At 64.1% G+C, this 25283-nt stretch carries 24 protein-coding genes; 7 read left to right on the top strand and 17 right to left on the bottom strand.

Annotation, left to right across the window (positions count from 1 at the left end; all coding sequences use genetic code 11):
* Window positions 1-13: 13 nt before the first annotated feature.
* The 10 genes from radA to E5X34_RS26825 all read right to left on the bottom strand — a co-directional run bounded on the left by radA (window position 14) and on the right by E5X34_RS26825 (window position 10407).
* On the bottom strand, window positions 14-1417 hold the full coding sequence (gene radA, locus E5X34_RS26870) for a DNA repair protein RadA (protein WP_126061851.1): 1404 nt from the start codon (window positions 1415-1417) through the stop codon (window positions 14-16).
* Window positions 1417-2022 (bottom strand): hypothetical protein, encoded by a 606-nt coding sequence (locus tag E5X34_RS26865; protein ID WP_292571167.1) that lies wholly within the window; start codon window positions 2020-2022, stop codon window positions 1417-1419. Before E5X34_RS26865 ends, radA begins: the two co-directional genes overlap by 1 nt.
* Window positions 2023-2045: 23 nt before the next feature.
* A complete protein-coding gene (locus E5X34_RS26860) occupies window positions 2046-3536 on the bottom strand; it encodes a replicative DNA helicase (protein WP_042637924.1) in 1491 nt (496 codons plus the stop codon).
* Window positions 3537-3733: 197 nt separating this feature from the next.
* Entirely contained in the window at window positions 3734-4699 is a 966-nt protein-coding gene (locus E5X34_RS26855; RefSeq protein ID WP_292571161.1) for a small ribosomal subunit Rsm22 family protein, read from the bottom strand.
* Between the two features lie 3 nt (window positions 4700-4702).
* Window positions 4703-5026, bottom strand: a complete 324-nt coding sequence (locus E5X34_RS26850) for a YnfA family protein (protein ID WP_292571158.1) — start codon at window positions 5024-5026, stop codon at window positions 4703-4705.
* Between the two features lie 67 nt (window positions 5027-5093).
* Window positions 5094-6389, bottom strand: a complete 1296-nt coding sequence (locus E5X34_RS26845; protein ID WP_292571155.1) for a cyclopropane-fatty-acyl-phospholipid synthase family protein — start codon at window positions 6387-6389, stop codon at window positions 5094-5096.
* 230 nt (window positions 6390-6619) lie between these two features.
* The gene (rplI, locus tag E5X34_RS26840) at window positions 6620-7204 is read right to left on the bottom strand and encodes a 50S ribosomal protein L9 (RefSeq protein WP_292571152.1); all 585 of its coding nucleotides are present in this window, start codon (window positions 7202-7204) and stop codon (window positions 6620-6622) included.
* 216 nt (window positions 7205-7420) lie between these two features.
* Window positions 7421-7669, bottom strand: a complete 249-nt coding sequence (rpsR, locus tag E5X34_RS26835; RefSeq protein WP_006203718.1) for a 30S ribosomal protein S18 — start codon at window positions 7667-7669, stop codon at window positions 7421-7423.
* On the bottom strand, window positions 7669-8163 hold the full coding sequence (rpsF, locus tag E5X34_RS26830; protein ID WP_127228415.1) for a 30S ribosomal protein S6: 495 nt from the start codon (window positions 8161-8163) through the stop codon (window positions 7669-7671). Before rpsF ends, rpsR begins: the two co-directional genes overlap by 1 nt.
* Window positions 8164-8481: 318 nt before the next feature.
* Complete coding sequence (locus tag E5X34_RS26825) at window positions 8482-10407, bottom strand: LTA synthase family protein (RefSeq protein ID WP_292571149.1); 1926 nt, start codon at window positions 10405-10407, stop codon at window positions 8482-8484.
* Window positions 10408-10682: 275 nt separating this feature from the next.
* On the opposite strand from E5X34_RS26825, the gene fabD reads away from it, so the two are divergent.
* The 7 genes from fabD to gmk all read left to right on the top strand — a co-directional run bounded on the left by fabD (window position 10683) and on the right by gmk (window position 17293).
* A complete protein-coding gene (fabD, locus tag E5X34_RS26820; protein ID WP_292571146.1) occupies window positions 10683-11624 on the top strand; it encodes an ACP S-malonyltransferase in 942 nt (313 codons plus the stop codon).
* A gap of 60 nt (window positions 11625-11684) precedes the next feature.
* Window positions 11685-12422, top strand: a complete 738-nt coding sequence (gene fabG, locus E5X34_RS26815) for a 3-oxoacyl-[acyl-carrier-protein] reductase (RefSeq protein ID WP_042637932.1) — start codon at window positions 11685-11687, stop codon at window positions 12420-12422.
* A 204-nt stretch (window positions 12423-12626) separates the two neighbouring features.
* Window positions 12627-12863 (top strand): acyl carrier protein, encoded by a 237-nt coding sequence (locus tag E5X34_RS26810; protein WP_006203723.1) that lies wholly within the window; start codon window positions 12627-12629, stop codon window positions 12861-12863.
* A gap of 34 nt (window positions 12864-12897) precedes the next feature.
* Window positions 12898-14160 (top strand): beta-ketoacyl-ACP synthase II, encoded by a 1263-nt coding sequence (fabF, locus tag E5X34_RS26805; RefSeq protein ID WP_112125619.1) that lies wholly within the window; start codon window positions 12898-12900, stop codon window positions 14158-14160.
* Between the two features lie 160 nt (window positions 14161-14320).
* Complete coding sequence (gene mltG, locus E5X34_RS26800; RefSeq protein ID WP_292571142.1) at window positions 14321-15592, top strand: endolytic transglycosylase MltG; 1272 nt, start codon at window positions 14321-14323, stop codon at window positions 15590-15592.
* A gap of 130 nt (window positions 15593-15722) precedes the next feature.
* Window positions 15723-16613, top strand: a complete 891-nt coding sequence (locus tag E5X34_RS26795) for a YicC/YloC family endoribonuclease (RefSeq protein WP_292571139.1) — start codon at window positions 15723-15725, stop codon at window positions 16611-16613.
* Window positions 16614-16618: 5 nt separating this feature from the next.
* Window positions 16619-17293 (top strand): guanylate kinase, encoded by a 675-nt coding sequence (gene gmk, locus E5X34_RS26790; RefSeq protein WP_112125616.1) that lies wholly within the window; start codon window positions 16619-16621, stop codon window positions 17291-17293.
* Between the two features lie 9 nt (window positions 17294-17302).
* Here gmk and E5X34_RS26785 read toward each other — a convergent pair whose 3' ends face one another.
* From E5X34_RS26785 to lptG, 7 genes are all read right to left on the bottom strand, one after another.
* Window positions 17303-17881: a Fic family protein gene (locus E5X34_RS26785; RefSeq protein ID WP_292571136.1), complete on the bottom strand. Its 579-nt coding sequence runs from the start codon at window positions 17879-17881 to the stop codon at window positions 17303-17305.
* A gap of 254 nt (window positions 17882-18135) precedes the next feature.
* Window positions 18136-18429: a DUF1330 domain-containing protein gene (locus E5X34_RS26780; protein ID WP_292571133.1), complete on the bottom strand. Its 294-nt coding sequence runs from the start codon at window positions 18427-18429 to the stop codon at window positions 18136-18138.
* Window positions 18430-18511: 82 nt separating this feature from the next.
* Window positions 18512-19357: a 16S rRNA (adenine(1518)-N(6)/adenine(1519)-N(6))-dimethyltransferase RsmA gene (rsmA, locus tag E5X34_RS26775; protein WP_292571130.1), complete on the bottom strand. Its 846-nt coding sequence runs from the start codon at window positions 19355-19357 to the stop codon at window positions 18512-18514.
* A 7-nt stretch (window positions 19358-19364) separates the two neighbouring features.
* Window positions 19365-20399, bottom strand: coding sequence for a 4-hydroxythreonine-4-phosphate dehydrogenase PdxA (pdxA, locus tag E5X34_RS26770; RefSeq protein ID WP_292571127.1), 1035 nt, complete (start codon window positions 20397-20399; stop codon window positions 19365-19367).
* Between the two features lie 244 nt (window positions 20400-20643).
* The gene (locus E5X34_RS26765) at window positions 20644-21567 is read right to left on the bottom strand and encodes a peptidylprolyl isomerase (protein WP_292571124.1); all 924 of its coding nucleotides are present in this window, start codon (window positions 21565-21567) and stop codon (window positions 20644-20646) included.
* Window positions 21568-21785: 218 nt separating this feature from the next.
* Window positions 21786-24200: an LPS-assembly protein LptD gene (locus tag E5X34_RS26760; RefSeq protein ID WP_292571119.1), complete on the bottom strand. Its 2415-nt coding sequence runs from the start codon at window positions 24198-24200 to the stop codon at window positions 21786-21788.
* Complete coding sequence (lptG, locus tag E5X34_RS26755; RefSeq protein WP_292571116.1) at window positions 24200-25282, bottom strand: LPS export ABC transporter permease LptG; 1083 nt, start codon at window positions 25280-25282, stop codon at window positions 24200-24202. Before lptG ends, E5X34_RS26760 begins: the two co-directional genes overlap by 1 nt.
* Window position 25283 lies beyond the last annotated feature (1 nt).

Raw genomic sequence — 25283 nt, 5'->3', positions numbered from 1 at the left:
CCGACGAGCCGCGTCACTCATCGTCGTCGGCACGGCTGCGCCGTGAGCCGGCTATACGCGCCACAAGGTCGGCAAGCTCGGTGGGCTGGAACGCGCCGGCCCCGATCCCCCCGGCAACTTCCTCGCTGCCGAGCGGCAGCACCGCGCTTCCAAAGCCCAGCTTTTCGGCTTCCTTGAGGCGTTGCTGCGCATGCGCAACCGGCCTCACGGCGCCCGATAGGCTGATTTCGCCGAAATAGACGCAATCGGCGGGAAGGGCAAGACCGGTGAGCGACGAAACCAATGCCGCGGCCACCGCCAGATCGGCCGCCGGCTCCGAGATCCGGTACCCGCCGGCGACGTTGAGATAGACGTCGTGCTGGCCGAAGCGCACGCCGCAATGCGCCTCGAGCACGGCGAGCACCATCGACAGCCGCGCTCCGTCCCAGCCGACGACGGCGCGGCGCGGCGTGCCGAGCGAGGAGGGAGCGACCAGCGCCTGGATCTCGACCAGCACCGGCCGCGTGCCCTCCATGCCTGCGAAAACCGCGGCGCCCGGTGATTTCGCGTGGCGTTCGCCGAGGAAAAGCTCGGACGGATTGGAGACCTCGCGCAGGCCCTTGTCGGACATTTCGAAGACGCCGATCTCGTCGGTCGGCCCGAAACGGTTCTTCACCGTGCGCAGGATGCGGAAGTGATGGTTGCCTTCGCCCTCGAAATAGAGCACGCCGTCGACCATGTGCTCGACGACGCGAGGGCCAGCGATCTGGCCTTCCTTGGTGACATGGCCGACGAGCACGATCGCAGCACCCGTGGATTTCGCGTAGCGGATCATCGCTTGAGCGGCGGCGCGCACCTGGGTGACGGTTCCCGGCGCCGAATCGGCAAGATCCGTCCACAGCGTCTGGATGGAATCGAGGATGACGAGGTCCGGCCGCTTGCCGTCGGCGATGGTGGCGAGGATATCCTCGACATTGGTTTCGGCGGCAAGCTCGACCGGCGTCGAGGCGACGCCGAGCCGCTGGGCGCGCAGCCTGATCTGCGCGACGGCCTCCTCGCCCGAGACATAGACGATGCGGTGGCCCTTCGAGGCGAGCGCGGCGGCGGCTTGCGTCAAAAGCGTCGACTTGCCGATGCCCGGGTCGCCGCCAACCAGCAGCGCCGAGCCGCGCACGAAGCCGCCGCCGGTGGCGCGGTCGAGCTCGCCAATGCCCGACACGATGCGCGGCGCATCCTCGATGTCGCCGGCGAGACTGGTCAGCACCACGGCGCGGCCTTTTCGCGCGTTGCGCGTGTTGGCCGGCCCCGATCCGATGCCGCCGGCGGTGCCTTCCTCGACCAGCGTGTTCCACTCGCCGCAGGCGTCGCATTTGCCGGCCCAGCGCTGATGCACCGAGCCGCAATTCTGGCAGATGAACTGAACGCGCGATTTGGCCATCAGTTTATTGGTTCCAAGAGGTATTTCTGGCGATCCCAATAGATCGGCAACGCCTCTTCGATCGTATCGAAATGGATGCGGCGCTGTCGGTTGACCTGAGCCCAATTGTCATACGCGGACCAACAGGCATGAATGAAGAGGCCGACTGCCAATTCGTTATCTCGTCTGAGTTCTTCGTGCAGCGTCTCCAACAATTGCCCGAGCGCCAGAGAGAGACGACGGTGCTGAAGGCGATGCATGAGAAGGAATGCGCATCCGATCGCGGAAATAGAGGTGGAGTACCGAGAATCTTCTGGCCAAAGTGCTACAAGGCCGAGAAGATCGTCGATATCGGAGGTCGTTCCCAGCTTCCAGATCCGATAAAGACCAGTCACCGCTGCGCTTCGTGAGTAGTCCTCAACATCTTTGGCAAGGAATTTCCTGACTAACTCAACGTTCTCGCGCGCCGGCTCGCTCGAATAGCAAAAAACTAGCAATCCGGCGTGAGATTTCGCGCTAGAAATTGACCCAGGAGATCTCAAATAACTGGTCAGTTGTGTCCGTTCTTCCTCGGAGATTTCGTATTCTTCGAACTTCATCCGCTGATAGATGTCGCTGAAATCCAATCAGCTACTCCCAAATTGAGAGATCACTCAAACCTCTCCGGCAGATGGTGCTCTTCCGCAAGGTCGGAGAACCGCGTGAATTCGCCGTGGAAGGCGAGGCTGACGGTGCCGGTCGGTCCGTGGCGCTGCTTGGCGACGATGCACTCGGCCTTGCCGCGCGCCTCGTTCATCTCGTTTTCCCACTTGACGTATTCCTCGGTGCCGAGCTTCGGCTCGCGGTTCTTCAGATAATATTCCTCGCGATAGACGAACAGCACCACGTCGGCGTCCTGCTCGATCGAGCCGGATTCGCGAAGGTCCGAGAGCTGCGGGCGCTTGTCGTCGCGGCTTTCGACCTGGCGAGAGAGCTGCGACAGCGCGATGATCGGCACGCCGAGCTCCTTGGCCAAAGCCTTCAAGCCCGTGGTGATCTCGGTGATTTCCTGCACGCGGTTCTGCGACGCGCGGGCGCTCGATCCCTGCATAAGCTGGATATAGTCGATGACGATGAGGTCGAGGCCGCGCTGGCGCTTCAGGCGCCGCGCCCGGGCGGAAAGCTGCGCGATCGAGATGCCGCCGGTCTGGTCGATGAACAGCGGGATCTTCTGCATCGTCTGCGAGCAGGCGACCAGCTTTTCGAAATCCATCTCGGTGATCTCGCCGCGTCGGATTTTTGACGACGAGATCTCGGTCTGCTCGGAGATGATGCGGGTGGCAAGCTGCTCCGACGACATTTCGAGCGAGAAGAAGCCGACGACGCCGCCATTGGCGGCTTTGAACGTGCCGTCGGCCTGCTGCGCCGGGACATAGGCCTCGGCGATGTTGAAGGCGATGTTGGTGGCCAAGGAGGTCTTGCCCATGCCCGGGCGTCCGGCGAGCACGATCAAGTCGGAAGGCTGCAGGCCGCCCATGCGGCGGTCGAGGTCGCGCAGGCCGGTCGAGATGCCGGAGAGATGGCCGTCGCGCATATAGGCGGCATTGGCCATGTCGACGGCGGTCTTGACCGCGTCGTTGAAGCTCTCGAAGCCGCCATCATAGCGGCCGGTTTCGGCGAGCTCGAACAGCCGCCGCTCGGCGTCCTCGATCTGCTCTGACGGCGACATGTCGACCGGCGCGTCATAGGCGATGTTGACCATGTCCTCGCCGACGGTGATCAGCGCGCGGCGCGTGGCAAGGTCGTAGATGGCGCGGCCATAGTCGGTGGCGTTGACGACGGTGACGGCTTCGACGGCAAGCCGCACGACATATTGCGCCACCGTCATGTCGCCGACCTTCTCGTCGGCCGGCAGGAAGGTCTTGAGCGTGATCGGCGTCGCGATCTTGCCCATGCGGATCAGCTCGGACGCCACCTCGAAGATGCGGCGATGCAGCGGCTCGTAGAAATGCGCCGGCTTGAGGAAATCCGAGACCCGGTAGAAGGCGTCGTTGTTGACGAGAATGGCGCCGAGCAACGCCTGCTCGGCCTCAATGTTGTTCGGTGCCTCGCGATAGAGCGGTTGCTCCGCGACGCCCAGTTTGCGCGCTGCTTCTGCCATGATATCCCCGATTCCGATCCCGCTTCCTCGATATCAGAACTGGACAAGCCGGTGCTGACTTATATGCAACACTGAGTTTCGAACCGGCCTTGATACTCGCGATTCACAGCCAAAATTTTCTCGTGGAAAGAATCGTCATTGACTCGAATCGAAGGGGCGGAAGATAGCCGCTCAAACGAGAACAAAACAAGAAGATTTTATCCGAGCGTTTCGCCCCAGTCCACCCGACGCGCCGCCTTGAAGGCATCGCCGTCGCGCTTGCTGAACAGCTGTTCGCTCGCGCTGCCGTCCGGCTGGCAGAGTTTCAGCACCACCTTGCCGGAACCGCCCTTCGGCGGCGCCAGCACCCGCGCCGGGCGCGCCGGCGCGGGCTGCCGGGAGGCGGCAAGATAGATGAACTTCTCGTCCTCCCACGGCACGTCGGCTTCCTTGACCAGGCGATGCATGCGCGAACGCGCGACCCGGCGCGAGAAATGGCACCAGTCGGGCGGCGCGAGCGGGCAGGGCGCCGCGTGGGGACACGGCGCCAGCATATGCGCGCCGGCGGCAATCAGTTGCTGCCGCGCGGCAAGGATGCGCTGCCAGCCGGCGGGCGTGCCGGGCTCGACGACGAGCAGCGTGTCGGCGGTCAGCTGCCAGAGGCGGTCGACGAGCTTCGGCAACGAGGCCGGCGCGACCTCATCGAGTACATAGGCGATGCTGACGAGGTGGGCGGCCTTGAGGCCGTCGAGATCGATGGTGGCATCGCCGGCGACCCAGTCGGTGCGGGTGGCGATTGTGCCGGCTGCAAGCGACTGCCCGACCTTGCGTACCGCTGCGCTTGCCTCGACCAGAACCGCCTGTTCCAGCTCCGGCCAAGCGTCTGTCGTGGCCCAAAGCATCGTGCCAGGCCCGGCGCCGATGTCGAGCAAGGTCTTGGGTTGGAAATCCGGTCGCGCATCGGCGAGCGCCTCGAGGCTGGCGCGCACCGCGGCATAGGTGGCCGGCAGCCGCGTCGCCAGATAGGCCTTGACCGCCATCTCCTCGCCCATATGCAGGCGGCCGTCGCGCAGCTCCGCGCGGTAGCGTTCGGACAGCGTCCTTGCCGCCTGCTTCAGCGCCGGCAGCGGCACCTTCTCGAGCAGGCTGTCGACGCCTTGGCGCAGCTGGGCAGGAAGCTCCATCGCTCAAATCTCGCGCGGCGCAAGCAAGATGACGGAGGCGCCGACGATGCAGAGCGCTGCCCCCGCCAGGTCCCAGCGGTCGGGACGCACGCCTTCGACCAGCCACAGCCAGCCGAGTGAAGCCGCAATGTAGAAGCCGCCATAGGCGGCATAGGCGCGGCCAGCCGCGTTGGTGTCGACCAGCGACAGCAGGAAAGCGAACAGCGCCAGCGAGACGAGGCCGGGGAGAAGCCACAGCGGCGATTTCTCCAGCCGCCACCACGCCCAGAACGAGAAGCAGCCGGCGATCTCGGCAAGCGCTGCGGCGATATAGATGAGATAAGTCATGAAAAAGGTCTCGCGAACGAGACCTTTTTCATGGGCTTAGCCCGCAATGGCAAGCGGCAATGCGCGTCTACTCCACCGCCTTGCGCCTGCGCGTCGGCTTGGCCGGCTGGGCGGCAGGCGCTTCCGGCTCCGGATGGCCGTGGTCGCGCAGCTCCAACGCTTTCTCGCACTTGGCGATGTAGTCGCGGGTCACCGGCAGCGTGTCGTTCTTCTTGGCGAGCTGGAACTGGAAGATCACCAGGTCCTGCCAGCGGAAAGCGGCCTCCGAGGCGGCGAGATAGAATTCCCACATCCGACAGAAGCGCTCGTCATAGATCGCCTTGGCTTTGTCGCGGTTGGCGGCGAAGCGGGCGCCCCAGTGCTTCAGCGTGTCGGCATAGTGCAGCCGCAGGATTTCTATGTCCGTCACCACCAGGCCAGACTTCTCGATGGCCGGCATCACCTCCGACATCGCCGGGATGTACCCGCCCGGGAAAATGTATTTGCGGACGAAGGCGCTGGTCGCCCACGGCACGCCGGAACGGCCGATCGTGTGGAGCAGCATCACGCCGTCCGGCTTAAGCAGCGTCGCGGTCTTGTCGAAGAAGGTTCGGTAATGGTTGACGCCGACATGCTCGAACATGCCGACCGAGACGATGCGGTCGAAGCGCTCGTTGATGTGCCGATAGTCCTTGAGCTCGAAATGCACGCGGTCCTGCAGGCCTTGCGCATGCGCGCGGTCGGTGGCAACGCCATGCTGCTCGATGGACAGCGTGACGCCCTGCACGTCCACGTCGAAGATCTTGGCGAGATAGAGGCCGAGCCCGCCCCAGCCGGAGCCGATGTCGAGCACCGTCTGGCCAGCCTTGAGCCGCAGCTTGGCGGCGATATGGCGCTTCTTGGCAAGCTGCGCTTCATCCAGCGTCATGTCGGGCTGCTCGAAATAGGCGCAGGAATACTGCATGTCCTCGTCGAGGAACAGCTTGTAGAGCTCGCCCGACAGGTCGTAGTGGCGCTGCACGTTGCGGCGCGAGCGCGCGGCGGTGTTGATCTGCTGCAGCCGGCGGAAGGCATGGCGCAGGCCCTCGATCGCCTTCGACCAGGACACGTCGATGCCGCTCGAGCCCATGTTCTGGAACGCGATGCGCATCAGCCCGAGAACGCCGCCCTCCAGCACGTCAAGCTCGCCGTCCATGTAGGCCTCGGGCACCGCAAGCATCGGATCGAAGGTGATGGCGCGCTCGGCATGCGAGGTCTTGATGTGGATATGCACCGGCTCGCCGCTGCCGTCGCCGAACTTGTGCGTCGTGCCCTTCGGCCCGGTCACCTTGAGGTCGCCGACCCGCACCAGGCGTTCGAGAACGTGTTTCAACAGGATGTTCATGACCAAATGTCCCCTCAGTCGGATCACCCGGTAATCAGACTGGAATGCCTAAGCGAAGATGCCACAGCGCATCGCCCGCGTCCAATCGACGCGCTACGCTGTAATGTGCACAAGATATGGGGTGTCGAAAAGTTCCTTTTGGCACAAAAAAGCCCGGGTCTGAGACCCGGGCGTTGGTCCAGAAATCCTGGACGTCTGCGAGCCGAAGCGACGCTTCGGAAATGCAGTGATCAGGCGTTCTCTTCGCCGCCTTCGAATTCGGCGTTCGGGTCGAAGAAATTCTCCGGCCGGGCGTTGTCGTTGATGTCCTCGCCATAGATGGCTTCGGCGGTGGTCAGCGTCTCGCCCTTGGCCTGGCGCTCCGCCTCGTCGGCCGAACGGGCGACGTTGAGCGTCACGGTGACCTCGACTTCCGGATGCAGCGCGATCGCCACGTTGGAGAGGCCGATGGTCTTGATCGGCTGGTTGAGCTCGATCTGGTTGCGGTTGACGGTGAAGCCTTCGGCGGTCAGCAGCTCCGCGATGTCGCGGGTCGACACCGAGCCGTAGAGCTGGCCGGTCTCGCCGGCCGAGCGCACGACGATGAAGCTCTTGCCGTCGAGCGTCTCGGCAATCTTGGAAGCTTCAGACTTGCGCTCCAGGTTGCGGGCTTCTAGCTGGGCGCGCTGGCCCTCGAACTTCTTCTTGTTGGCTTCGTTGGCGCGCAGCGCCTTGCCCTGCGGCAAAAGGAAATTGCGGGCGAACCCGTCCTTGACCTTCACGGTCTCGCCCATCTGGCCGAGGCGGGAAATGCGCTCGAGGAGAATGACTTCCATGGTTTCGTTCCTTCGTCTGTGCGTCGATCAACGATCGACGCTGAATGAATTGGAACAGGTCAGGAAGCTTGGCGCGGCGTTGCCGCTTTCGTCGCTGTCCTGCCTGTCTGGGCAGTTAGAGGCAATTGGCCCCAACTCGGGATTTTGATCGAGACCCAGCGGCGCCCGTCGCCGTGGGTGAAAGAAGCGGGCGGCAAGCCGCCCGCTTCGGAAATCTTAGCGAACCACGTAGGGCAGCAGGCCGAGGAAGCGGGCGCGCTTGATCGCCTTGGCGAGCTCGCGCTGCTTCTTCTGGCTGACAGCGGTGATGCGCGAGGGCACGATCTTGCCGCGCTCGGAAATGTAGCGCTGCAGCAGACGCACGTCCTTGTAGTCGATCTTCGGAGCGTTGGCGCCGGAGAACGGGCAGGTCTTGCGGCGGCGATGGAACGGGCGCCGGGTCGGGATCTGGTTGATGTCGACCATTATTCTGCACCTCCTTCAGAGCTTTCGCGCGGACGGCGCGGACCACGGTCGCCGCCGTCACGGTCGCCGAACGAACGCGGACCACGGTCGCCGCGGTCGCGGTCGCCGAAGGAGCGCGGGCCACGATCGCCACGGTCACGGTCGCCGAAGCCGCCGCGCTCGGAGCGCTCTTCGCGCTTCTGCATCATCGCCGAAGCGCCTTCCTCATGCGCCTCGACCTTGACGGTGAGGAAGCGAAGGACGTCTTCCGACAGGCCCATCTGGCGCTCCATCTCGTTGAGCGCGGCCGGCGGGCAGGTGATGTCCATCAGCGTGTAGTAAGCCTTCCGGTTCTTCTTGACCCGGTAGGTGAGGGACTTCAGTCCCCAGTTCTCGATCCGGCCGACCGAGCCGCCATTCGCGGTGATGACGCCCTTGTACTGTTCGACAAGCGCGTCAACCTGCTGCTGCGACAGGTCCTGCCGGGCAAGAAACACATGTTCGTAAAGAGCCATTATGTCTTTCTGCCTTTCTTCGTTTCTCTGTCCGGCCCTCGCGGCTAAGCCTCTGCAACTTGTCTGACCCGACGGAACGGGGAAGAAAGGAGCATCACGAGCGGTCGAGAGCGGAGACACGGGAGGCTAAAAGCGCTTCTGGCTTCGTGTCGCGGCTTCGAAAAGCCACGGCCCTCCGTTCAGCCCCCAGCAAGGACCGGCAGATTGGGGGCGTCTATATAGCAATTTCGCGGGAACGCAAGGCCGGCAGCCAGGATCCAGGATTCCACAATGCCGCAGGGCCTGATTTCTCCGACGCCTGCGGAATGGTGGCCGATCTCAACTCGTATGCGCAACCAGCTTGTTCACCGTCTCGGGGAAGAAGTCGGGCGCCGAGTGGCGCTTGCCGAACATCATGTCGTATTGGATGAGCCGGAAATCGTTGATCTTCGGATCGATCTGCTTCTGCCGCGCCCAGTCCGGCGTCGCTTCGCCCGCGGGCGACAAAAGCAGGTTGCGGTCGACCACCCGGTAATGCTCGCGCAGCGCGCCGAGGAAGCCGGTGTAATAAGGATGCGTGATGCCGGCCGTGGTCAGGATGTGGTAGGGCAGGAAGGCCGGGCTCACGGCGCCCAGGTTCTGCACCGGACCGGAGCGGTTCGACCAGATCACCAGCGGCGTGTCGTGGTGCTCGAGCGCGGCGTCGCTAGGCTCCTTGCGCGGCGCGACATTGTCCTTGAGGAAGCCGGTCTCGACATAGACGGGTCCGAGCGGCGGCAGGTGGTCGCCGAAGAAGGCGATGATGGTCGGCCGCTCACGCTTCTTCGCCCAGTCGATCAGCCGCTGCAGGCCATGGTCGGCGTCGGCCGAGCCCTCGGCGTAGGAAAGCAGCGATTCCCGTGCCCAGGAACTGATCGGCGCCTCGACCGAATGCGTCGGATTGTAATAGCGATAGGGCTCGTAAGGGCCATGGTTCTGCAGGCTGACGGCGAACAGGAACACAGGATCGTCGCTGGCGTCGGCCTCGCGGATGATCTCATCGGTCATCGCCGCGTCGGACGCCAGCGGCCCGCGCTTTTCCATCGGCGGCAGCGTCTCCTCGGAGCGAAAGTCGCTGAAGCCGAAATCGGCATAGACGGCACCACGGTTCCAGAACCAGTTGGTGCCGGGATGGATGGCGCGCGCCCGGTAGCCCTCGCTCTTCAGGAAGGTCGCCAGCGAGGGCGTCGGCGTGCGCACATATTGCTGGTAGGGGATCGAGCCGGCCGGCAGGAAGGCGTTGGAGAAGCCGGTCAGCGCCTCGAACTCGATGTTGGCGGTCATGCCGCCGAATTCGGGCGAGAACATCGAGCCGGAGCGCAAGGCGCGCACGGTCGGGATCGGGTCGGGCTTGATGGTGACGCCCGGCAGTCGCGTCGGATCCCAGAAGGATTCGCTCATCACCACCACGATATCCGGCTTCTCCTCCGGCACCGAAGCGGCGACGTCGGAGCGCTGGATCGCGTCCATCGCCATTTCGGAATAACCAGGCGGCGCCGAGACATGCGCCATCGGCACATTCATCGCGAAGGCCAGCGCAAAACCGTTCGAGGCGTAGTTTTCCTTCTGGTCCCACATGATCGGGATGATCTGCAGCCGGTCGCGCGTCCACGAAAAGGTGGCGTAGTCCATGATCGAGACGAAGAAGGCGAGCAGCGGCACGGCAAGCGCCAGCCGCGCCAGGCGGCCCTTGCGGCTGAGGATCGGCACCCGCCGGCGCCAGGTCCGCCAGCCATAGACCAGCAGCGCCAGCCCGCCGACGATTGCCGCGGCCAGCATGATGGCCGTCCATGGCCGTTCGCGCACCAAAAGGGGCATCAGCGCCATGATCTGGCGGGCGAACAGGAAATCCGTCGGATAGAGCGGATCGCCGAGATAATGCGATTTCTGGTGACCGACAAAGGCCAATGCCAGCGTTAGCGGCGCCACTATCATCAGGCTCTGGTGGCTGCGGCCAATCACGGCATCCAGCCCGACCAGCACCAGCGCGAAGACGATGATGGTGGTCCAGCCCGGCTTGAAGGGCTGCAGGAAGAAATCGACCGTGCCGAAGAAATCGCCGCGCACAATCCATTCGATCGCGAACACAAGAAGAGCGGAGACGAGCAGCGTCGCCAGGCCGTAGCGTACAGTCGGCCAGGGTCGCCCCGGCAGGTAGCCGGTGGACGGATCGTCTTCCAAAAATTGCGGCACGGGCTTGGCCGCGCCTTTCCTGATCCTTGCCACTGAACTCCCCCGGCCCACGCAACACGTCTTCCGCGCGCGTCACGGCTTTGTCATCAAAGTGTCACGCAAAGCTAGCGCCTGTGGCGGAAATAAGAAGAGCCAGCAAAGTAAACGTGAGCGGTTTTCATCAGGTGTGATCGCCAAAAAGCCTTTTGGAACAGGGAGTCAGCCGGGTTTTCCGGCTGAAAGACGGGTTAAAGGGATGCCCGCGGGCTTGACTTGGCCGTCCGCCTTGCGCCAGAGGCAGGGAAAAACCAGCCTCTGGAGAGACCAAAATGGCCGTCGCATTCACCTTTCCGGGTCAGGGCAGCCAGGCCGTCGGCATGGGCAAGGACCTCGCCGATCAATTCCCGGAAGCGCGCCGCGTCTTCGAGGAAGTGGACGCAGCACTCGGCGAAAACCTGTCGAAACTGATCTGGGAAGGCCCGGAAGAGACGCTGACGCTGACCGCCAACGCCCAGCCGGCGCTGATGGCGGTATCGCTGGCGGCGATGCGGGCGCTAGAAGCGCGCGGCTTCTCGCTGAAGGACAAGGTGGCCTATGTGGCCGGCCATTCGCTAGGCGAATATTCCGCCCTTGCCGCCGCCGGCTTCGTTTCGGTCGGCGATGCTGCGAAGCTGCTCAGGACCCGCGGCAATGCCATGCAGGCGGCGGTGCCGGCCGGCGAGGGCGCCATGGCCGCCATCATCGGACTCGAACATGCCGATGTCGAAGCGGCATGCGCGGAAGCGGCCAACGGCTCCGTCTGCCAGGTCGCCAACGACAATGGCGGCGGCCAGCTGGTGATTTCAGGCGCCAAGGCGGCGGTCGAGCTGGCGGCGAAGCTGTGCACCGAAAAGGGCGCCAAGCGGGCGCTGATGCTGCAGGTTTCGGCCCCCTTCCACTCGGCGCTGATGGCGCCGGCGGCCGACATCATGCGCGAGGCGCTGGCCGGCGTGGCAAAGCAGGCGCCGGTGGTCCCGGTCGTCTCGAACGTGACGGTGACGCCGACCAGTGACCCGGATGAGATCGCTCGCCGGCTGGTCCAGCAGGTGACCGGCCGCGTGCGCTGGCGCGAGACGGTGGAATGGTTCGGCGCCAATGGCGTCGCCACGCTTTACGAGGTCGGCGCCGGCAAGGTGCTGTCGGGCCTGGCGCGCCGCATCAACCGCGACATCGTCACCGGCGCCATCGGCACGGCGGCGGACGTCGAGGCGGCGCTGGCGGCGCTCGCCTGACAGGCTGGCGATTTGACGGCGCCTGTGCCAAGGGTGCCCCTCTGAGATCAGGAGAGAAAAATGTTCGAACTGACCGGCCGCAAGGCGCTCGTCACCGGCGCATCGGGAGGCATCGGCGAGGCGATCGCCAGGGTGCTGCACAGCCAGGGCGCCATCGTCGGCCTGCACGGCACGCGCGTGGAGAAGCTGGAAGCGTTGGCGGGTGAGCTCGGCGACCGCGTAAAGCTGTTTCCGGCCGACTTGACCGACCGCGACGCGGTGAAGGCGCTCGGCCAGAAAGCGGAAGCGGATCTCGAAGGCGTCGATATCCTGGTCAACAATGCCGGCATCACCAAGGATGGCCTGTTCGTGCGCATGTCGGACGCTGACTGGGACAGCGTGATCGAGGTCAACCTCACCGCCGTGTTCCGGCTCACCCGCGAGCTGACCCATCCGATGATGCGCCGCCGCCATGGCCGCATCATCAATATCACTTCCGTGGTCGGCGTCACCGGCAATCCCGGCCAGACCAATTACTGCGCCTCCAAGGCCGGCATGATCGGCTTTTCCAAGTCGCTGGCGCAGGAGATCGCCACCCGCAACATCACCGTCAACTGCGTCGCCCCGGGCTTCATCGAATCGGCCATGACCGACAAGCTCAACGACAAGCAGAAAGAGACGATCATGGCCGCCATCCCGACAAGGCGCATGGGCACCAGCGCCGAGGTCGCGTCCGCCGTCGCCTACCTTGCTTCCAATGAGGCGGCTTACGTCACCGGCCAGACCATTCATGTGAATGGTGGCATGGCGATGATCTGACCGGGCAAGGTCGGGCAGGCCTGTGAAAACAGCCATTTCGGCTTGGACGCCCGGCATTTTTCGTGTAATGCGGCCCGCAACCCGGCGGTTCGGGCAAAAACCGGTCCTGTGGCGTTGCGTTGCCCGCAGGACCATCTTTCAGCTTGATTAGCGGCATTCCGCCCGCTAACGAAGATCGACAAACATAAGACGAGGATTGCCCAAATGAGTGACACCGCAGAGCGCGTCAAGAAGATCGTCATCGAGCATCTCGGCGTCGATGCCGACAAGGTGACGGAGCAGGCGAGCTTCATCGACGACCTGGGCGCGGACAGCCTCGACACGGTCGAACTCGTCATGGCGTTCGAAGAAGAGTTCGGCGTAGAGATTCCCGACGATGCCGCCGAGACCATCCTCACCGTCGGCGACGCCGTGAAGTACATCGACAAGGCCTCGGCCTGAGTTCTTTCGCAGGCATAATCGGGGAGGACCTGCGATGAGGCGTGTCGTCGTCACGGGCCTTGGCCTGCTTTCGCCGTTTGGCATGGGCGTCGAGCATAGCTGGCGGGAATTGCTCTCCGGCCGCAGCGCCTGCCGCCGCGTCACCGAGTTCGAGGTGGACGATCTTGCCTGCAAGATCGCCCACATCATCCCGCGCGGCGACGGCTCGAATGGCACCTTCAATCCAGAGGCCGTGCTCGAGCCGAAGGAACTGCGCAAGATCGGCGACTTCATCCTTTACGGCATCGCGGCCGCCGACGAGGCGCTGGCCGATTCCGGCTGGAAGCCTGAGACACATGAGGATCAGTGTGCCACCGGCGTGCTGATCGGCTCAGGCATCGGCGGCATCGACGGCATCGCCGAAAACGCGATGATCCTCAAGGATCGCGGACCGCGCCGCATCAGCCCGTTCTTCATCCCCGGGCAGATCATCAATCTGGTCTCTGGCCAGGTCTCCATCCGTCACGGCCTGAAAGGCCCGAACCATGCGGTCGTCACCGCCTGCTCGACCGGCGCGCACGCCATTGGCGACGCGGCCCGGCTGATCATGTGGGGCGATGCTGACGTCATGGTGGCGGGCGGCGCCGAGGCGCCGGTCACCCGGCTGTCGATCGCGGGCTTCGCCGCCTGCCGCGCGCTCTCCACCGACCGCAACGATACGCCTGAGACCGCCTCGCGTCCCTATGACCGCGACCGTGACGGCTTCGTCATGGGCGAGGGCGCCGGCGTTGTCGTGCTGGAAGAGCTCGAGCACGCCAAGGCGCGCGGCGCCAAGATCTATGCCGAAGTCACCGGCTACGGACTGACCGGCGACGCCTACCATATCACTGCCCCGGCCGAGGACGGCGACGGCGCCTTCCGCTGCATGACGGCGGCGCTGAACCGGGCGAAGCTTTCTCCCGCCGATGTCGATTACATCAATGCCCATGGCACCTCGACCATGGCCGACACGATCGAGCTTGGCGCGGTCGAGCGTCTGGTCGGCAATGCCGCCTCGAAAATCTCGATGTCGTCGACCAAGTCGTCGGTCGGCCATCTGCTGGGCGCCGCGGGCGCCGCGGAAGCGATCTTCTCGATCCTTGCCATCCGCGACAACATCGCCCCCGCCACGATCAATCTCGACAATCCGGAACGCGAGACGGCGATCGATCTCGTGCCGAACAAGCCGCGCCAGCGCCAGATCGACGTCGCGCTGTCGAATTCCTTCGGTTTCGGCGGCACCAACGCATCGCTCGTCTTCCAGCGCTACAATGGCTGAAAGGCCAACCGGGGCAATCCCGGGAAGAGGGCGCGGCGCTCTTCCTCGGATTGCTCGGACAACCAGTCGGCAGTCCCGCCACCTGCCGTCATTTTTGCCAAATTCTCCCCTAGCTTGTTGCTGGGGGATTCGTTGCAAGATCAAACGGTAGGGCGCGCCCATGAGCACAGATCCGGGGAGCACAAATCCGGGCGGCGGGGATTTTGGACGGCAAGGCACGAAGGGTCCGATCGTGCCCAAGACGGCCGCCGAGGCATTGCGCCCGGAAGCCGGCACGCCGCCGCCGTCGAAGCGCTCGCGCGCCTCGCGCAGCCAGGTCGTGGTATTCCTGAATTTCTTCCTGTCCGTGGCGATCCTTCTCGTGCTCGCCTCGGGGGCCGCGCTCTATTTCGGCATGCAGGCATTCGTCGAGCCCGGCCCGTCCGCCAATGGCGACACCTTCATGATCAAGCCCAACACCGGCGTGCAGGAGATCGCCGATCAGCTGGAACGCCGCAGCCTGATCAGCGATGCCCGCATCTTCCGGCTCGGCGTGCGCGCCACCGGCAATGAATCGGCCCTGAAGGCCGGTGAATACGCCATCAAGCCGCGCGCCTCGATGCGCGACATCATGGAGCTCTTCAAGAGCGGCAAGTCGGTGATGTACTCCCTCACCATCCCCGAAGGGCTGACGGTTGAGCAGGCGTTGCAGCGCGTGGCCGATCAGGAGGCGCTCACCGGCGACATGCCGGCGAGCCTGCCGCCGGAGGGCAGCATCGCCACCGACACGTTGCGCTTCACCCGCGGCGCCACCCGCCAGCAGATGATCGACAAGCTTGTCGCCGACCAGAAGAAGCTGGTCGAGGACGTCTGGTCGCATCGCGCGCCCGACCTGCCGATCGCCAACATCGATGATTTCGTCACGCTGGCCTCGATCGTGGAGAAGGAAACGGGCCGGAGCGACGAACGTTCGCGCGTTGCCGCCGTCTTCCTCAACCGGCTGGCCAAGGGCATGCGGCTGCAATCCGACCCGACCATCATCTATGGTCTGTTCGGCGGCAAGGGCAAACCCACCGACCGGCCGATCTATCAGTCCGATCTCGACAAGCAGACGCCCTACAACACCTATCTGGTCAAGGGCCTGCCGCCGACGCCGATCGCCAATCCCGGCCGTGCGGCGCTCGAAGCGGTTGCCAATCCGTCGAAGACCGACGATCTCTATTTCGTTGCCGACGGCAATGGCGGCCACGTCTTTGCCGCGACGCTGGAAGAGCACAACCAGAATGTCGCCCGCTATCGGGCGCTGCAGAAGAAGCAGGCGGACGCCGCCGCCAAGGCTTCCGGCCAGACGACGGCCCCGGCCGTTCCCGACGGCAATGCCGATGGCGGCGACGCCGGAGACAATGGCGACAGCGGCGAGAATGGCGACGCGGGCGGCGACGCGGCTCAATAAGCATGCCGCACGCGTCCTTTGACGCAACGCCATATTCATGTTTTGAGGGGGCGCCGGCCGATCGTCCGGCGGTTTTTAGGGCGTGTAGCGCCGGGCCGCGTGCGTTGGCCTGCGACAGGGGGACAGGGCAATGAGCCTGCAAAGCATGACCGGTTTCGCGCGGTCCGCCGCGGAAAGCGAGGGCACCTCGATAGCCTGGGAGGTGAAATCGGTGAACGGCAAGAGCGCCGAGGTTCGGCTGAGGTTACCGCAGGGTTTCGACCGGCTGGAGACCGCCGTCCGGCAGACCGTTCAGAAGCGTTTCGCGCGCGGCAATTTCCAGGCGACATTGACCGTCGGCCGCGCCGCTGCCAGGCAAGCCCAGCCGGTCGTCAACGAGGCGTTCCTCAAGGATCTGGCGGGGCTTGCGAAGCGCTTGCAGGAGCAGTTCGGCACTGAGCCAGCCACCGCCGACGGCCTGCTCTCGCTGCGCGGCGTGCTCGACATTCCCGAGGCGATAGAGACCGAGGAGGAGCGCGCCGCGCTTGATGCCGCGATCCTGTCGGCGCTCGAGGCAGCGCTCACCGGGCTGGAACAGGCGCGACAAGGCGAGGGCGCGGCACTTGGCGCGCTGCTTTCCGGCCATATAGACGCCATTGAGGCGTTGACGCTCAAGGCCGAAGCCGATCCCTCGCGCGAGCCTGCGGCAATCCGCGAGCGCATCACGGAGCAGGTACGCCTGTTGATGGATGCCTCGGCCAATCTCGATGCCGTTCGGCTGCATCAGGAGGCCGCCTTCCTCGCCACCAAGGCCGACATCCGCGAGGAGATCGACCGGCTGAAGACGCATGTCGCTTCGGCGCGGACGCTGCTCAAGGGCGGCGGCGCCATTGGCCGCAAGCTCGATTTTCTGGCGCAGGAATTCAATCGCGAATCGAATACCTTGTGCTCCAAGTCGAACGCCGCCGCGGTCACCGCGATCGGGCTGGACCTCAAGGCGGTGGTCGACCAGTTTCGCGAACAGGTCCAGAATCTGGAGTGACGGGAATGGTTGCCAAGGAACCGACGGCTGCCAGGGATCTGGGATCCCGCATCCGCCGCCGTGGATTGATGCTGGTGCTTTCGTCGCCGTCGGGCGCCGGCAAGTCGACGATCGCGCGCAACCTTCTGGAGAGCGATCCAAGCCTGGAGCTTTCGGTCTCCGTCACGACGAGGCCGCGCCGCGGTTCGGAGATCGAAGGCGTCCACTATCATTTCCGCTCCATGCGCGAGTTCGAGCGGCTGCGCGATTCCGACGCGCTGCTCGAATGGGCCGAGGTGCACGGCAATTGCTATGCGACGCCGCGCGAGCCGGCGGAAATCGCGCTGGCCGAAGGCCGCGACATGCTGTTCGACATCGACTGGCAAGGCGCCCAGCAGCTCAAGGAGAAGATGCGCGCCGATATCGTCTCGATCTTCATCCTGCCGCCGTCGATGAAGGAATTGAAGGCGCGCTTGAAGCGACGCGCCGAGGACCAGGAATCCGTCATCGAGACCAGGCTGAAGAACGCTCGCCTCGAGATCGAGCATTGGAAGGAATACGATTTCGTCATTGTCAACGACGATCTCGACCGCGCCTTCGCCGAGGTCCGCGCCATCGTCGCGGCGGAGCGACTTCGGCGCGACAGGCGGCCTGGCCTGTTCGATTTCATTTCAGGATTGCTGGACGAGAAGACGGAGTAGAGTCGTCCCTCAACGACTGGCGATCTCTGTAATGAGGTGCGCCAGCGGCGCCTCTTCGCCCGCAAAGCTCTCGATCATCGCGTCAAGGACGCGCTCGCGGTCGAGCATATCGGCATTGAACGGCAATCCATCGTTCTCCATCAACATCGCCAAGAAAGTGAGCTGTGTGCGGCCATTGCCCTCTCGGAAAGGATGCACGGCATTGATCTCTGCCAGCACATGTGCCGCCTGCACAGCGAAGTCTTGGATGCCGAGCTTAGAAAGATGATCGGCTTCTGCCAATTCGCTAAAGATTCTGCGCATTTCCTGGTCGATGTATTCGGGATAGCAGAACCAATTGCCGCCTTTGCCGATGCGGATGGTGCGAACCGCGCCAGCCCATTCGTATAGGTCTTGGAAAAGGTGGTGATGAATCGCCGTGTAGTGTTCGTAATCCAGGTTGCCGGCCGGCATCTCTTCATCTGCTCTGGTTAGGAAGAGGGCCAACTCGAATTCGTCCAGTTCGGCCTGGTTCTTGATGTTCAGCTTGTTTCGAAGAACAGTTGTGCCTGGATAGCAAAGCGGATCTTCTTCAGCGGCGTAGACCACCTTTGATCCTATTTCTTGCGAGATGCCTGTTCCTTGATCAGCGTCCTGCGTTCATCACCGCTCAGGCCGCGTGCACGGCTTTCTCTTAGAATGGCGGCCATTCGATGCGACAACTTCAGGCCCTCAACGGCACTGATCTTTTCGCCCGTATCACTCGTCAGGATAAACTGACCATTTTGGATCGAGCGGGAAGGGTTCCTTTTCATGCAATCACATTATCACGCCCGATGATTTCCGGGCAATCGTGAGGTGCGTCACGAGCCAATCCCCTCGACCAGAATGAGGTTGCGGCTCAGCGCTGCATCGCGAAACTCGAGTGCGGCCGCGTATTCATCGGAGTGGTACCAGCGCCGCGCCGTCTCGATGTCGGGGAATTCGACGACGATCAGCGGTCCGGGATGCCAATCGCCTTCCAGCGTCTCCACATCGCCGCCCCGGACCAGATAGCGGCCGCCATGCGCGGCGATGGAGGCTGCGGCGCGGGTTCGATAGGCTTCGAACGCTTCCCGGTCGCGGATCGTAACGTCGGAAATGATATAGGCAGGCATTGCAGGCTCCAGGGCAGGCTCCAGGCGGTTTCGCCGCCTATCTATGGCGCCGTCTTGTGGATTCCAGTGGTGGTGTCGGTGGTCAAACGGCGTTCGTCAGCCGGACAAACTCTTCCACGCTCAGCGTTTCCGCCCGCCGCGTCGGGTCGATGCCGGCTCGTGTCAGCAAAGCCTCGCCTCCCAGGCTCTTCACGCTTTGCCTGAGCATCTTGCGGCGCTGGCCGAAGGCCGCCTCGGTGACACGGCCAAGCTTCTTCCCGTCTACGGGCAGGGGAGACGAGCGCGGCACCAGATGCACGACGGAGGACGTGACCTTGGGCGGCGGCGTGAAAGCCTGCGGCGGCACGTCGAAGGCGATCCTAGCCTCGGTACGCCAGCCCGCCAGCACGCCGAGCCGGCCATAGGCGTCGCTGCCCGGACCCGCCGTGATGCGCTCCGCCACCTCGCGCTGGAACATCAGCGTCATCGACTGGTAGAAGGGCGGCCAGTCGTTTACCGTCAGCCAGCGGATCAGAAGTTCGGTGCCGATATTGTAGGGCAGGTTGGCGGCGATCTTCACTGGCCCGCCATTCGCCGTGCCGGCAAGCGCGGCAAAATCCGTTTTCAGCGCATCGCCGGGAATGACCTCCAGGCGACCGGGATAGTGGCTGGAAACCTCGGCCAGCGCTTCGAGGCAGCGCTCGTCGCGCTCGATGGCGATCACACGCCGCGCGCCGTTGAACAGCAGCGCCCGCGTCAGCCCGCCCGGGCCGGGACCGACCTCGATCACGGTCGCCTCGCTGAGATCGCCGGCGGCACGGGCGATCTTGCTTGTCAGGTTGAGGTCGAGCAGGAAATTCTGCCCGAGCGCCTTCTTGGCCTGCAGCCCATGCCGCTCGATCACCGCGCGCAACGGCGGCAACCCGTCGATCGTCGTGCGCTCGTTCAAGGCGTCCTCACGCGACGGCGGCCCGCCGCCCGCTGTCGGCCAGTCGGCGCGCCAGCCTGAGCGCCGCGATCAGGCTGTCGGCGCGGGCAATGCCCCTGCCGGCGATATCGAAGGCGGTGCCGTGATCCGGCGAGGTGCGGACGAAGGGCAGGCCCAGCGTCACGTTGACCGCCTCGTCGAAGGCCAAGGTCTTGGCCGGGATCAGCGCCTGGTCGTGATACATGCACAGCGCCGCGTCATAGGTGGCGCGCGCGCGTGGATGAAACATCGTGTCGGCCGGCAGCGGCCCCACCGCATCGATGCCTTCCGCCTTCAGCGTCTCGACGGCCGGGGCGATGATTGCGGCATCCTCCCGGCCCATGGCGCCGCCTTCGCCGGCATGCGGGTTGAGCCCGGCGATCGCCAGCCGCGGCCGCGCGATGCCGAAGCGGCTCTTGAGATCGGCGGCGGTGATGCGCGCGACGGCGACGATCAGCTCCGTGGTGAGCACTTTCGGCACTTCGGCCAGGGGGATATGGATGGTCACCGGAACGGTGCGCAGATCGGGTCCGGCCAGCAGCATCACCGGCGTGACCTCCTTGCCGGTGTGGCGCGAAGCCAGATGCGCCAGATATTCGGTGTGGCCGGGAAAGCCGAATCCCGCATCGTAAAGCGGCTTCTTGGCGATCGGACAGGTTACCACCGCGGCGGCGCTGCCGGCGAGACAGTCGGCGACGGCCCGGTCGATCGCCTCGATGGTGCCGGCGGCATTGGTTGGATCCGGCTCTCCCGGGCTGTCGACATGACGCGCATGGAGCGGCACGACGGGGAGGACGCGGGCAAAATGATGCGCGGCCTGTCCGGGCAAGGTCTCGGCAACCGTCACATTTGCGCCGACAAGGCGGGCGCGGGCTTCGATCAGGGCCGGGTCGGCCAGCAGATAGAAGGGCGGCACCCCGGCGCTGTCGCCCGCCTGCCAGGCGGCGATGGCGATCTCGGGTCCGATGCCCGAAGGGTCGCCGACACTGAGCGCCAGCGGCGCATCGGTCTTGCGCGGGCTCATTGGGTGGGCTGACTGCGGTATCGCATGCTTGTCGCTCAGAGCATGACGCCGAAAAATGTGCTGCGGCTTTCGGACGACATCATGTTCCATTTCTCGAATTTGGGAGACGGATTCAGGCCGATCCAACCTGATGGCTCCGGCTCCAGGGCAATTCCAGGAAAAATGTGAGCGGTTTTCCGCCCCGGAATTGCGTTGAAACAATGAGATAGAGCGGTTCGCCGTTTCCGTGAAACGGTGAAACGCTCTAGCGTTCGACGATCTTGGCCTTCTGCCGCAGCTCGGCGACATATTTCTTGCTGAGCTCGTCGGCGTCCTTGTCGCTGCTGCCCTCGGCCTGGAACACCATCTGCGCGGCCTTGTCGTCGGAGACCTCGCGCGAGGAGCAGATGCCGATGAATTCGACGCCGCGCTCGGTCTCACGCGTCGGTGTCGCGCCGCCGACCTTGGTGGCCTTGATCTGCTCGGCCCAGTCGGTCGGCAATTGCGGCGCCAGCACCCGGCCGAGATCGCGCACGGTGACGTCGAGCAGACCCTTGGCGAATTCGCGCGTGGTGTTGCAGCTGCTGAAGCGGGCACGCATGGCGTCGGCCTCGCGCTTGCGCTTGGCGAGCGTGGCGGCGCGCTCCGATGCTGGAACCACGAAGATCACCTGCTGCAGCATGTACTCCGTCGCCGTCGGCTTGGCGCCGCCCTTGTCGAGCATGCGCCGCACCGCGTCCTGCTCGGTCACCGAGCCGCCCTCGCCGGAGCGGTAGCGCGCGCTGAGCGCCTGGTTCCAGGCCATCTGGGCGCGGATGAATTCCTTGAAGTGTTCCTTGGTGACGCCCGACTGGCTCATGATCGCGTCGAGCTTGGCCAGCGGCATCTTGTTGCCCGAGGCGAAGCGCTGGTAGGCGGCGTCGACCTGCTGATCGGTGATGTGGATGCCGAGCCGCTTGGCCTCGGCCAGCCGCAGCGTCTGGTCGATCATCTCCTCCTTGGCATCGCCTTTCTTATGCTGAAGCTTGAAGAACGCGGCGCGGTGCGCGATGTCGCCGGTGGTGATCGGTATGCCGTTGACGACATATTTGATCTCCGCGGCGAAAGCCGGCCGCACAACAGCCGTGACCGAAACCGAGCTCGCCGCCACCAGAAGCGCCAATCCTGCCGAAAACAGGTATTTCCTCATCTTACCTTCCAATTTCCCCGCCCCAATTTGTCGGCACGACAGCGCCGCGCGTCCTCCGAACGCCTGCGCGCTGCAGCCGACCCCATGCCTGTCCTATGCGGCGAAACGATGTCGCCGGCGCATGGCCCCGAGAATCACCGCATTTTCGGGGGTTCACGCTCCAAATCAAGACCAAGCATCATCAGCGCGCGGCTCACAGGCCGCGCACCGGCCTTCGTTTACTGGATGGTATCGATCGCGCTCGTCGACGAGCCGAAATCGCCCAACGTGCGGAACGACAGGTTGAAGCCGATATTCTGCGACACTTCCTTGGTTACGGTATCGCGTGTCTGCGAATAGGTCATGATGTAGGTGAAGCAGGAATCGTTGTAGGCGAAGCCGACCCCGTCCTTGACCAGCACGTTGCTCTGGAGGTCGTAGGTGCCGGTGCCGAACAGCCGCCAGTTCTGCGCCAGATGCGTCGAGGCGCCGAGCGTGACTTCATGGCGGTCGGTGGTGAAGCCGTAGAGCGGCTGCGCCTCGATGAAGGCATATTTGGCGCTGAGCGATATCGGCAGGCTGGAATAGGCGGCCTTCACTTCGGCGCGCCTGACCTCGAATGTCTGCTCGTCGAAACGCCCACTCACGGAACCCGAGAAACCGCTCGGGCTGTTGAAGCCGACGAGGCCGACATAATCCGAGGTCCGCTTGTCCAGGCCGGACTCGGCTCCGGCATTGACGAGATCGGGCGCGGCGAAGGAGTTCTCGCCAGCGAGCTGGTAGGACTGGCCGAAGATGGCATTCGTGGCCCAGCCATTGTCATAGGCGCCAGAATAGCGGAAGCCGACATTGGCGCGTGTGCCGCCTTCGATCCGGTCATAGCCGGAGAATTTATCGCGCTCGAACAGCGTCGTGGCGTCGAAGACGAAGCTCTGCGCGTCTTCGTTCGGAACGGCCAGTCCGCCGACATATTGCTCGTTCGGACGCACAAAGACCTGCGCGGTCGGCTCCAGGACATGGCTGGAGCTGGGCATCGAGAACAGCAGCGGCCACCGCGCCTCGAGACCGAGGGTCGCCATGTAGCGGGCAAGCGACGAGCGCATGTCGACGTCTTGGCCGAGATTCGTGCCCATCTGGTTGACGGCATCGAGCGAAGCCTGATTGGCGTTGACATAGCCGGCGTCGCCGCGGAAGGCGAGCAGCGGAGTCAACTGCAGACCGCCGTCGGTGGTGAAGGTGCGCTTCCATTCGGCCTCGGCGGTGAGCCGGCTGGATTCGCCTTCGATGCCGCGCACGTTGTTGATGGAAGTGTCGTCGGCCGGATTGGCGAGCACGGCGTCCAGCCGGTTGCGGCTGATCACGCGCGTGTTCACGTTGAACGACAACTGGCCGCCGGCCACCGACGTGTCGGGAATATACGCATAGTCGAGCGACGGCAGCACCCAGGGTTGCTTGGCGGAGCGCGACGTGGGATCGTTGGAGAGCGTGTCTTCCTGCACCTCGAAGCGCATGGCGCGGACGTCGAAGTAGTTGCGGTCGCTCAAGCCCGTCAGATAGATCGACGACTGATGGACGAGGTCGCTGTAGCCGTCGATGTTGTAGGTGCGCGAGAAATTCTTGTCGGTCTGCAGCAGCACATCCCAGCCGAAGTCCCAGCGCTCGTTGATCGCGAACTGGCCCGTGGTGCCCATCATGCCGCGGAACTTGTTCGGATCGCCGGGCTCGCCCGAATCAACGGTGTAGCGGTTGCCCGTGCCGATGAACGCGTTCGGGTCCTGCTGGTTGATGCCGGCGATCTTCAGCGTGTACTGGCCGTTGTTGAAGCGCTGGCGCCACTCGGCCTCGCCGAGGAAGCCCTGCTTGGTATAGCCGCTGCCGGTGACGGTGAGGTCATAGGTCGGGGACAGCGCGAAATAATAGGGGACTTTGACGCCGACGCCGAGATGGTTGTTGTAGACGATGCCGGGGATCAGGAAGCCGCTCTTGCGCTTCACCGTCGGGTCGGCGATCTCGAAGGCCGGCAGATAGGCAAGCGGGAAGCCGAAGAATTCGAAATTCGAGTTTTCGAAGCGGACCGTCTTCTTCTCGCCGTTCCAGATGATCTTGCGTGCTTTGATGCGCCAGGTCGGCGCTTTGTCCGGCTTGTCCTCGCAAGGCTCGCAGGCGGTGTAGACGCCATTGTGGAAGGTGGTCAGCACGCCGCCCATGCGCTCGCCGCTCTCGGCGGCAAAATAGGCCTTGTCGATCGTCTCGACGCGCAACGCGTTGGTGAACCCGTCGGCGAAGTCGTCGGTAATGTCGATATGATCGGAATTGATCTTGGTGCCGTCGCTGTTGATGAGCTCGACGGCGCCGCTCGCGACGAGGCGCTTGGTGTCGCGGTTGTACACCACGCGCTGGGCGACCAGCTTGTTGCCGCCATAGTCGATCTGCACGCCGCCGACGGCCGTCACCGTATGCTGGTCGTTGTCATAGACAAGCGTATCGGCGGCCAGCAGCATCTGCGTGCCGGACGGCACGGGCTTGGCAGCGATGGTCTGCGCCTGCGCGGGTGCCATCGGCACCGCACAAGCGAACAGACATGCCAAGGCGGTCGCCCCATAAAGGCGTGCCAAACCGGCCTGCCTATGGCTGCGCAAAACCGCCTCCCTCACTAGCCGTCTTCCTTGTATAGCAGAAACGTCACCCCAAAGAACATAGCCACGACGACCGGAACCCATGCAGCCACCACCGTAGGAACGAATCCGGCCACACCGAATGCCTTGACCAGTACCGAAACGACATAAAGCAGAAAGCCGGCCACGACGCCACCCAGAATCATCGTTGCCGACTGCCCCATTCGCGCAAATCGCATTGAAACCGTTGCAGCAATCAGCGTCATGGCGACGAGAAGGAACGGCAACGCCACCAGCGAATCAAACTGCATGGCGAAGGCATTTGCCTTGAGCCCGAAGGAACGGGCAACCTCGATCTTGCGCGGCAGCTCGTAGAATGGGATGGTTTCCGGGCGGGCCAGGCGCTCCTGAACGAATTCCGGCTTGAGGTTGGTCGGCACCTTGTCGGCCACCAGGGTCTGGATATTGCCCCCCTTGAAGACCTTGACGTCCTGCAATTCCCAGTAGCCGTCGCGCAGGAAGGCCTTGGCCGCGTCCTTGCGCTCGGCGATGTTGCCCTGCGGGTCGAGGATGAAGAACACCGCGTCCGCCATCTCCAGCCCCTGATTGAGGATGGCGCGGGCGCCGATGATGGTGTCGCCTGATTCGGTTTTCTGCCTGAGCCAAGGCGTGACATTGGTGGTGACGGCATTCGATTTGCCGGCCCGCAGATCGTTCTCCATCTGCTCGGACCAGGAAAAGCCATGCGCGGCGATGGGGTTCATCACGGCCACCGACAGCACGCCGAACATCAGCGCGCCGACGCAGCACGGAAACAGGAACTGCCAGGCCGAAACGCCGGCCGAGCGCGCGATCACCAGCTCGTAGCGGCGGTTGAGCGACACAAGCGTCGCCATTGCCGAGAACAGCCCGACGAACGGCACCGTCTGCAGCATGATCATCGGCATCCTGAGCGCCGAAATGGCGAAGGCCGTGCCATAGGTGAACCCCGGCAGCCCGGTCGTGCGGCCGGAGAGCTCGGTGAAATCGATCAGGAACACCAGCGCCAGCAGGCCCAGGAAGAACCAGAAGGTGATCGAGACGTAGCGGAAGAAGAAATAGCGGCCAAGCGTCCAGCCCATG

Source organism: Mesorhizobium sp., assembly GCF_004963255.1.
Classification (GTDB): Bacteria; Pseudomonadota; Alphaproteobacteria; order Rhizobiales; family Rhizobiaceae; genus Mesorhizobium.
The sequence above is the reverse complement of the archived record's forward strand: the minus strand, read 5'-3'. Positions and strand labels throughout refer to the sequence as shown.

Bases quoted from the DNA above. Each gene is read 5' to 3' on its own strand.
- radA (WP_126061851.1), bottom strand. From the start codon at position 1,417: ATGGCCAAATCGCGCGTTCAGTTCATCTGCCAGAATTGCGGCTCGGTG.
- E5X34_RS26860 (WP_042637924.1), bottom strand. From the start codon at position 3,536: ATGGCAGAAGCAGCGCGCAAACTGGGCGTCGCGGAGCAACCGCTCTAT.
- E5X34_RS26855 (WP_292571161.1), bottom strand. From the start codon at position 4,699: ATGGAGCTTCCTGCCCAGCTGCGCCAAGGCGTCGACAGCCTGCTCGAG.
- E5X34_RS26850 (WP_292571158.1), bottom strand. From the start codon at position 5,026: ATGACTTATCTCATCTATATCGCCGCAGCGCTTGCCGAGATCGCCGGC.
- E5X34_RS26845 (WP_292571155.1), bottom strand. From the start codon at position 6,389: ATGAACATCCTGTTGAAACACGTTCTCGAACGCCTGGTGCGGGTCGGC.
- rplI (WP_292571152.1), bottom strand. From the start codon at position 7,204: ATGGAAGTCATTCTCCTCGAGCGCATTTCCCGCCTCGGCCAGATGGGC.
- rpsR (WP_006203718.1), bottom strand. From the start codon at position 7,669: ATGGTCGACATCAACCAGATCCCGACCCGGCGCCCGTTCCATCGCCGC.
- rpsF (WP_127228415.1), bottom strand. From the start codon at position 8,163: ATGGCTCTTTACGAACATGTGTTTCTTGCCCGGCAGGACCTGTCGCAG.
- fabD (WP_292571146.1), top strand. From the start codon at position 10,683: ATGGCCGTCGCATTCACCTTTCCGGGTCAGGGCAGCCAGGCCGTCGGC.
- fabG (WP_042637932.1), top strand. From the start codon at position 11,685: ATGTTCGAACTGACCGGCCGCAAGGCGCTCGTCACCGGCGCATCGGGA.
- E5X34_RS26810 (WP_006203723.1), top strand. From the start codon at position 12,627: ATGAGTGACACCGCAGAGCGCGTCAAGAAGATCGTCATCGAGCATCTC.
- fabF (WP_112125619.1), top strand. From the start codon at position 12,898: ATGAGGCGTGTCGTCGTCACGGGCCTTGGCCTGCTTTCGCCGTTTGGC.
- mltG (WP_292571142.1), top strand. From the start codon at position 14,321: ATGAGCACAGATCCGGGGAGCACAAATCCGGGCGGCGGGGATTTTGGA.
- E5X34_RS26795 (WP_292571139.1), top strand. From the start codon at position 15,723: ATGAGCCTGCAAAGCATGACCGGTTTCGCGCGGTCCGCCGCGGAAAGC.
- gmk (WP_112125616.1), top strand. From the start codon at position 16,619: ATGGTTGCCAAGGAACCGACGGCTGCCAGGGATCTGGGATCCCGCATC.
- E5X34_RS26780 (WP_292571133.1), bottom strand. From the start codon at position 18,429: ATGCCTGCCTATATCATTTCCGACGTTACGATCCGCGACCGGGAAGCG.
- pdxA (WP_292571127.1), bottom strand. From the start codon at position 20,399: ATGAGCCCGCGCAAGACCGATGCGCCGCTGGCGCTCAGTGTCGGCGAC.
- E5X34_RS26765 (WP_292571124.1), bottom strand. From the start codon at position 21,567: ATGAGGAAATACCTGTTTTCGGCAGGATTGGCGCTTCTGGTGGCGGCG.
- lptG (WP_292571116.1), bottom strand. From the start codon at position 25,282: ATGGGCTGGACGCTTGGCCGCTATTTCTTCTTCCGCTACGTCTCGATC.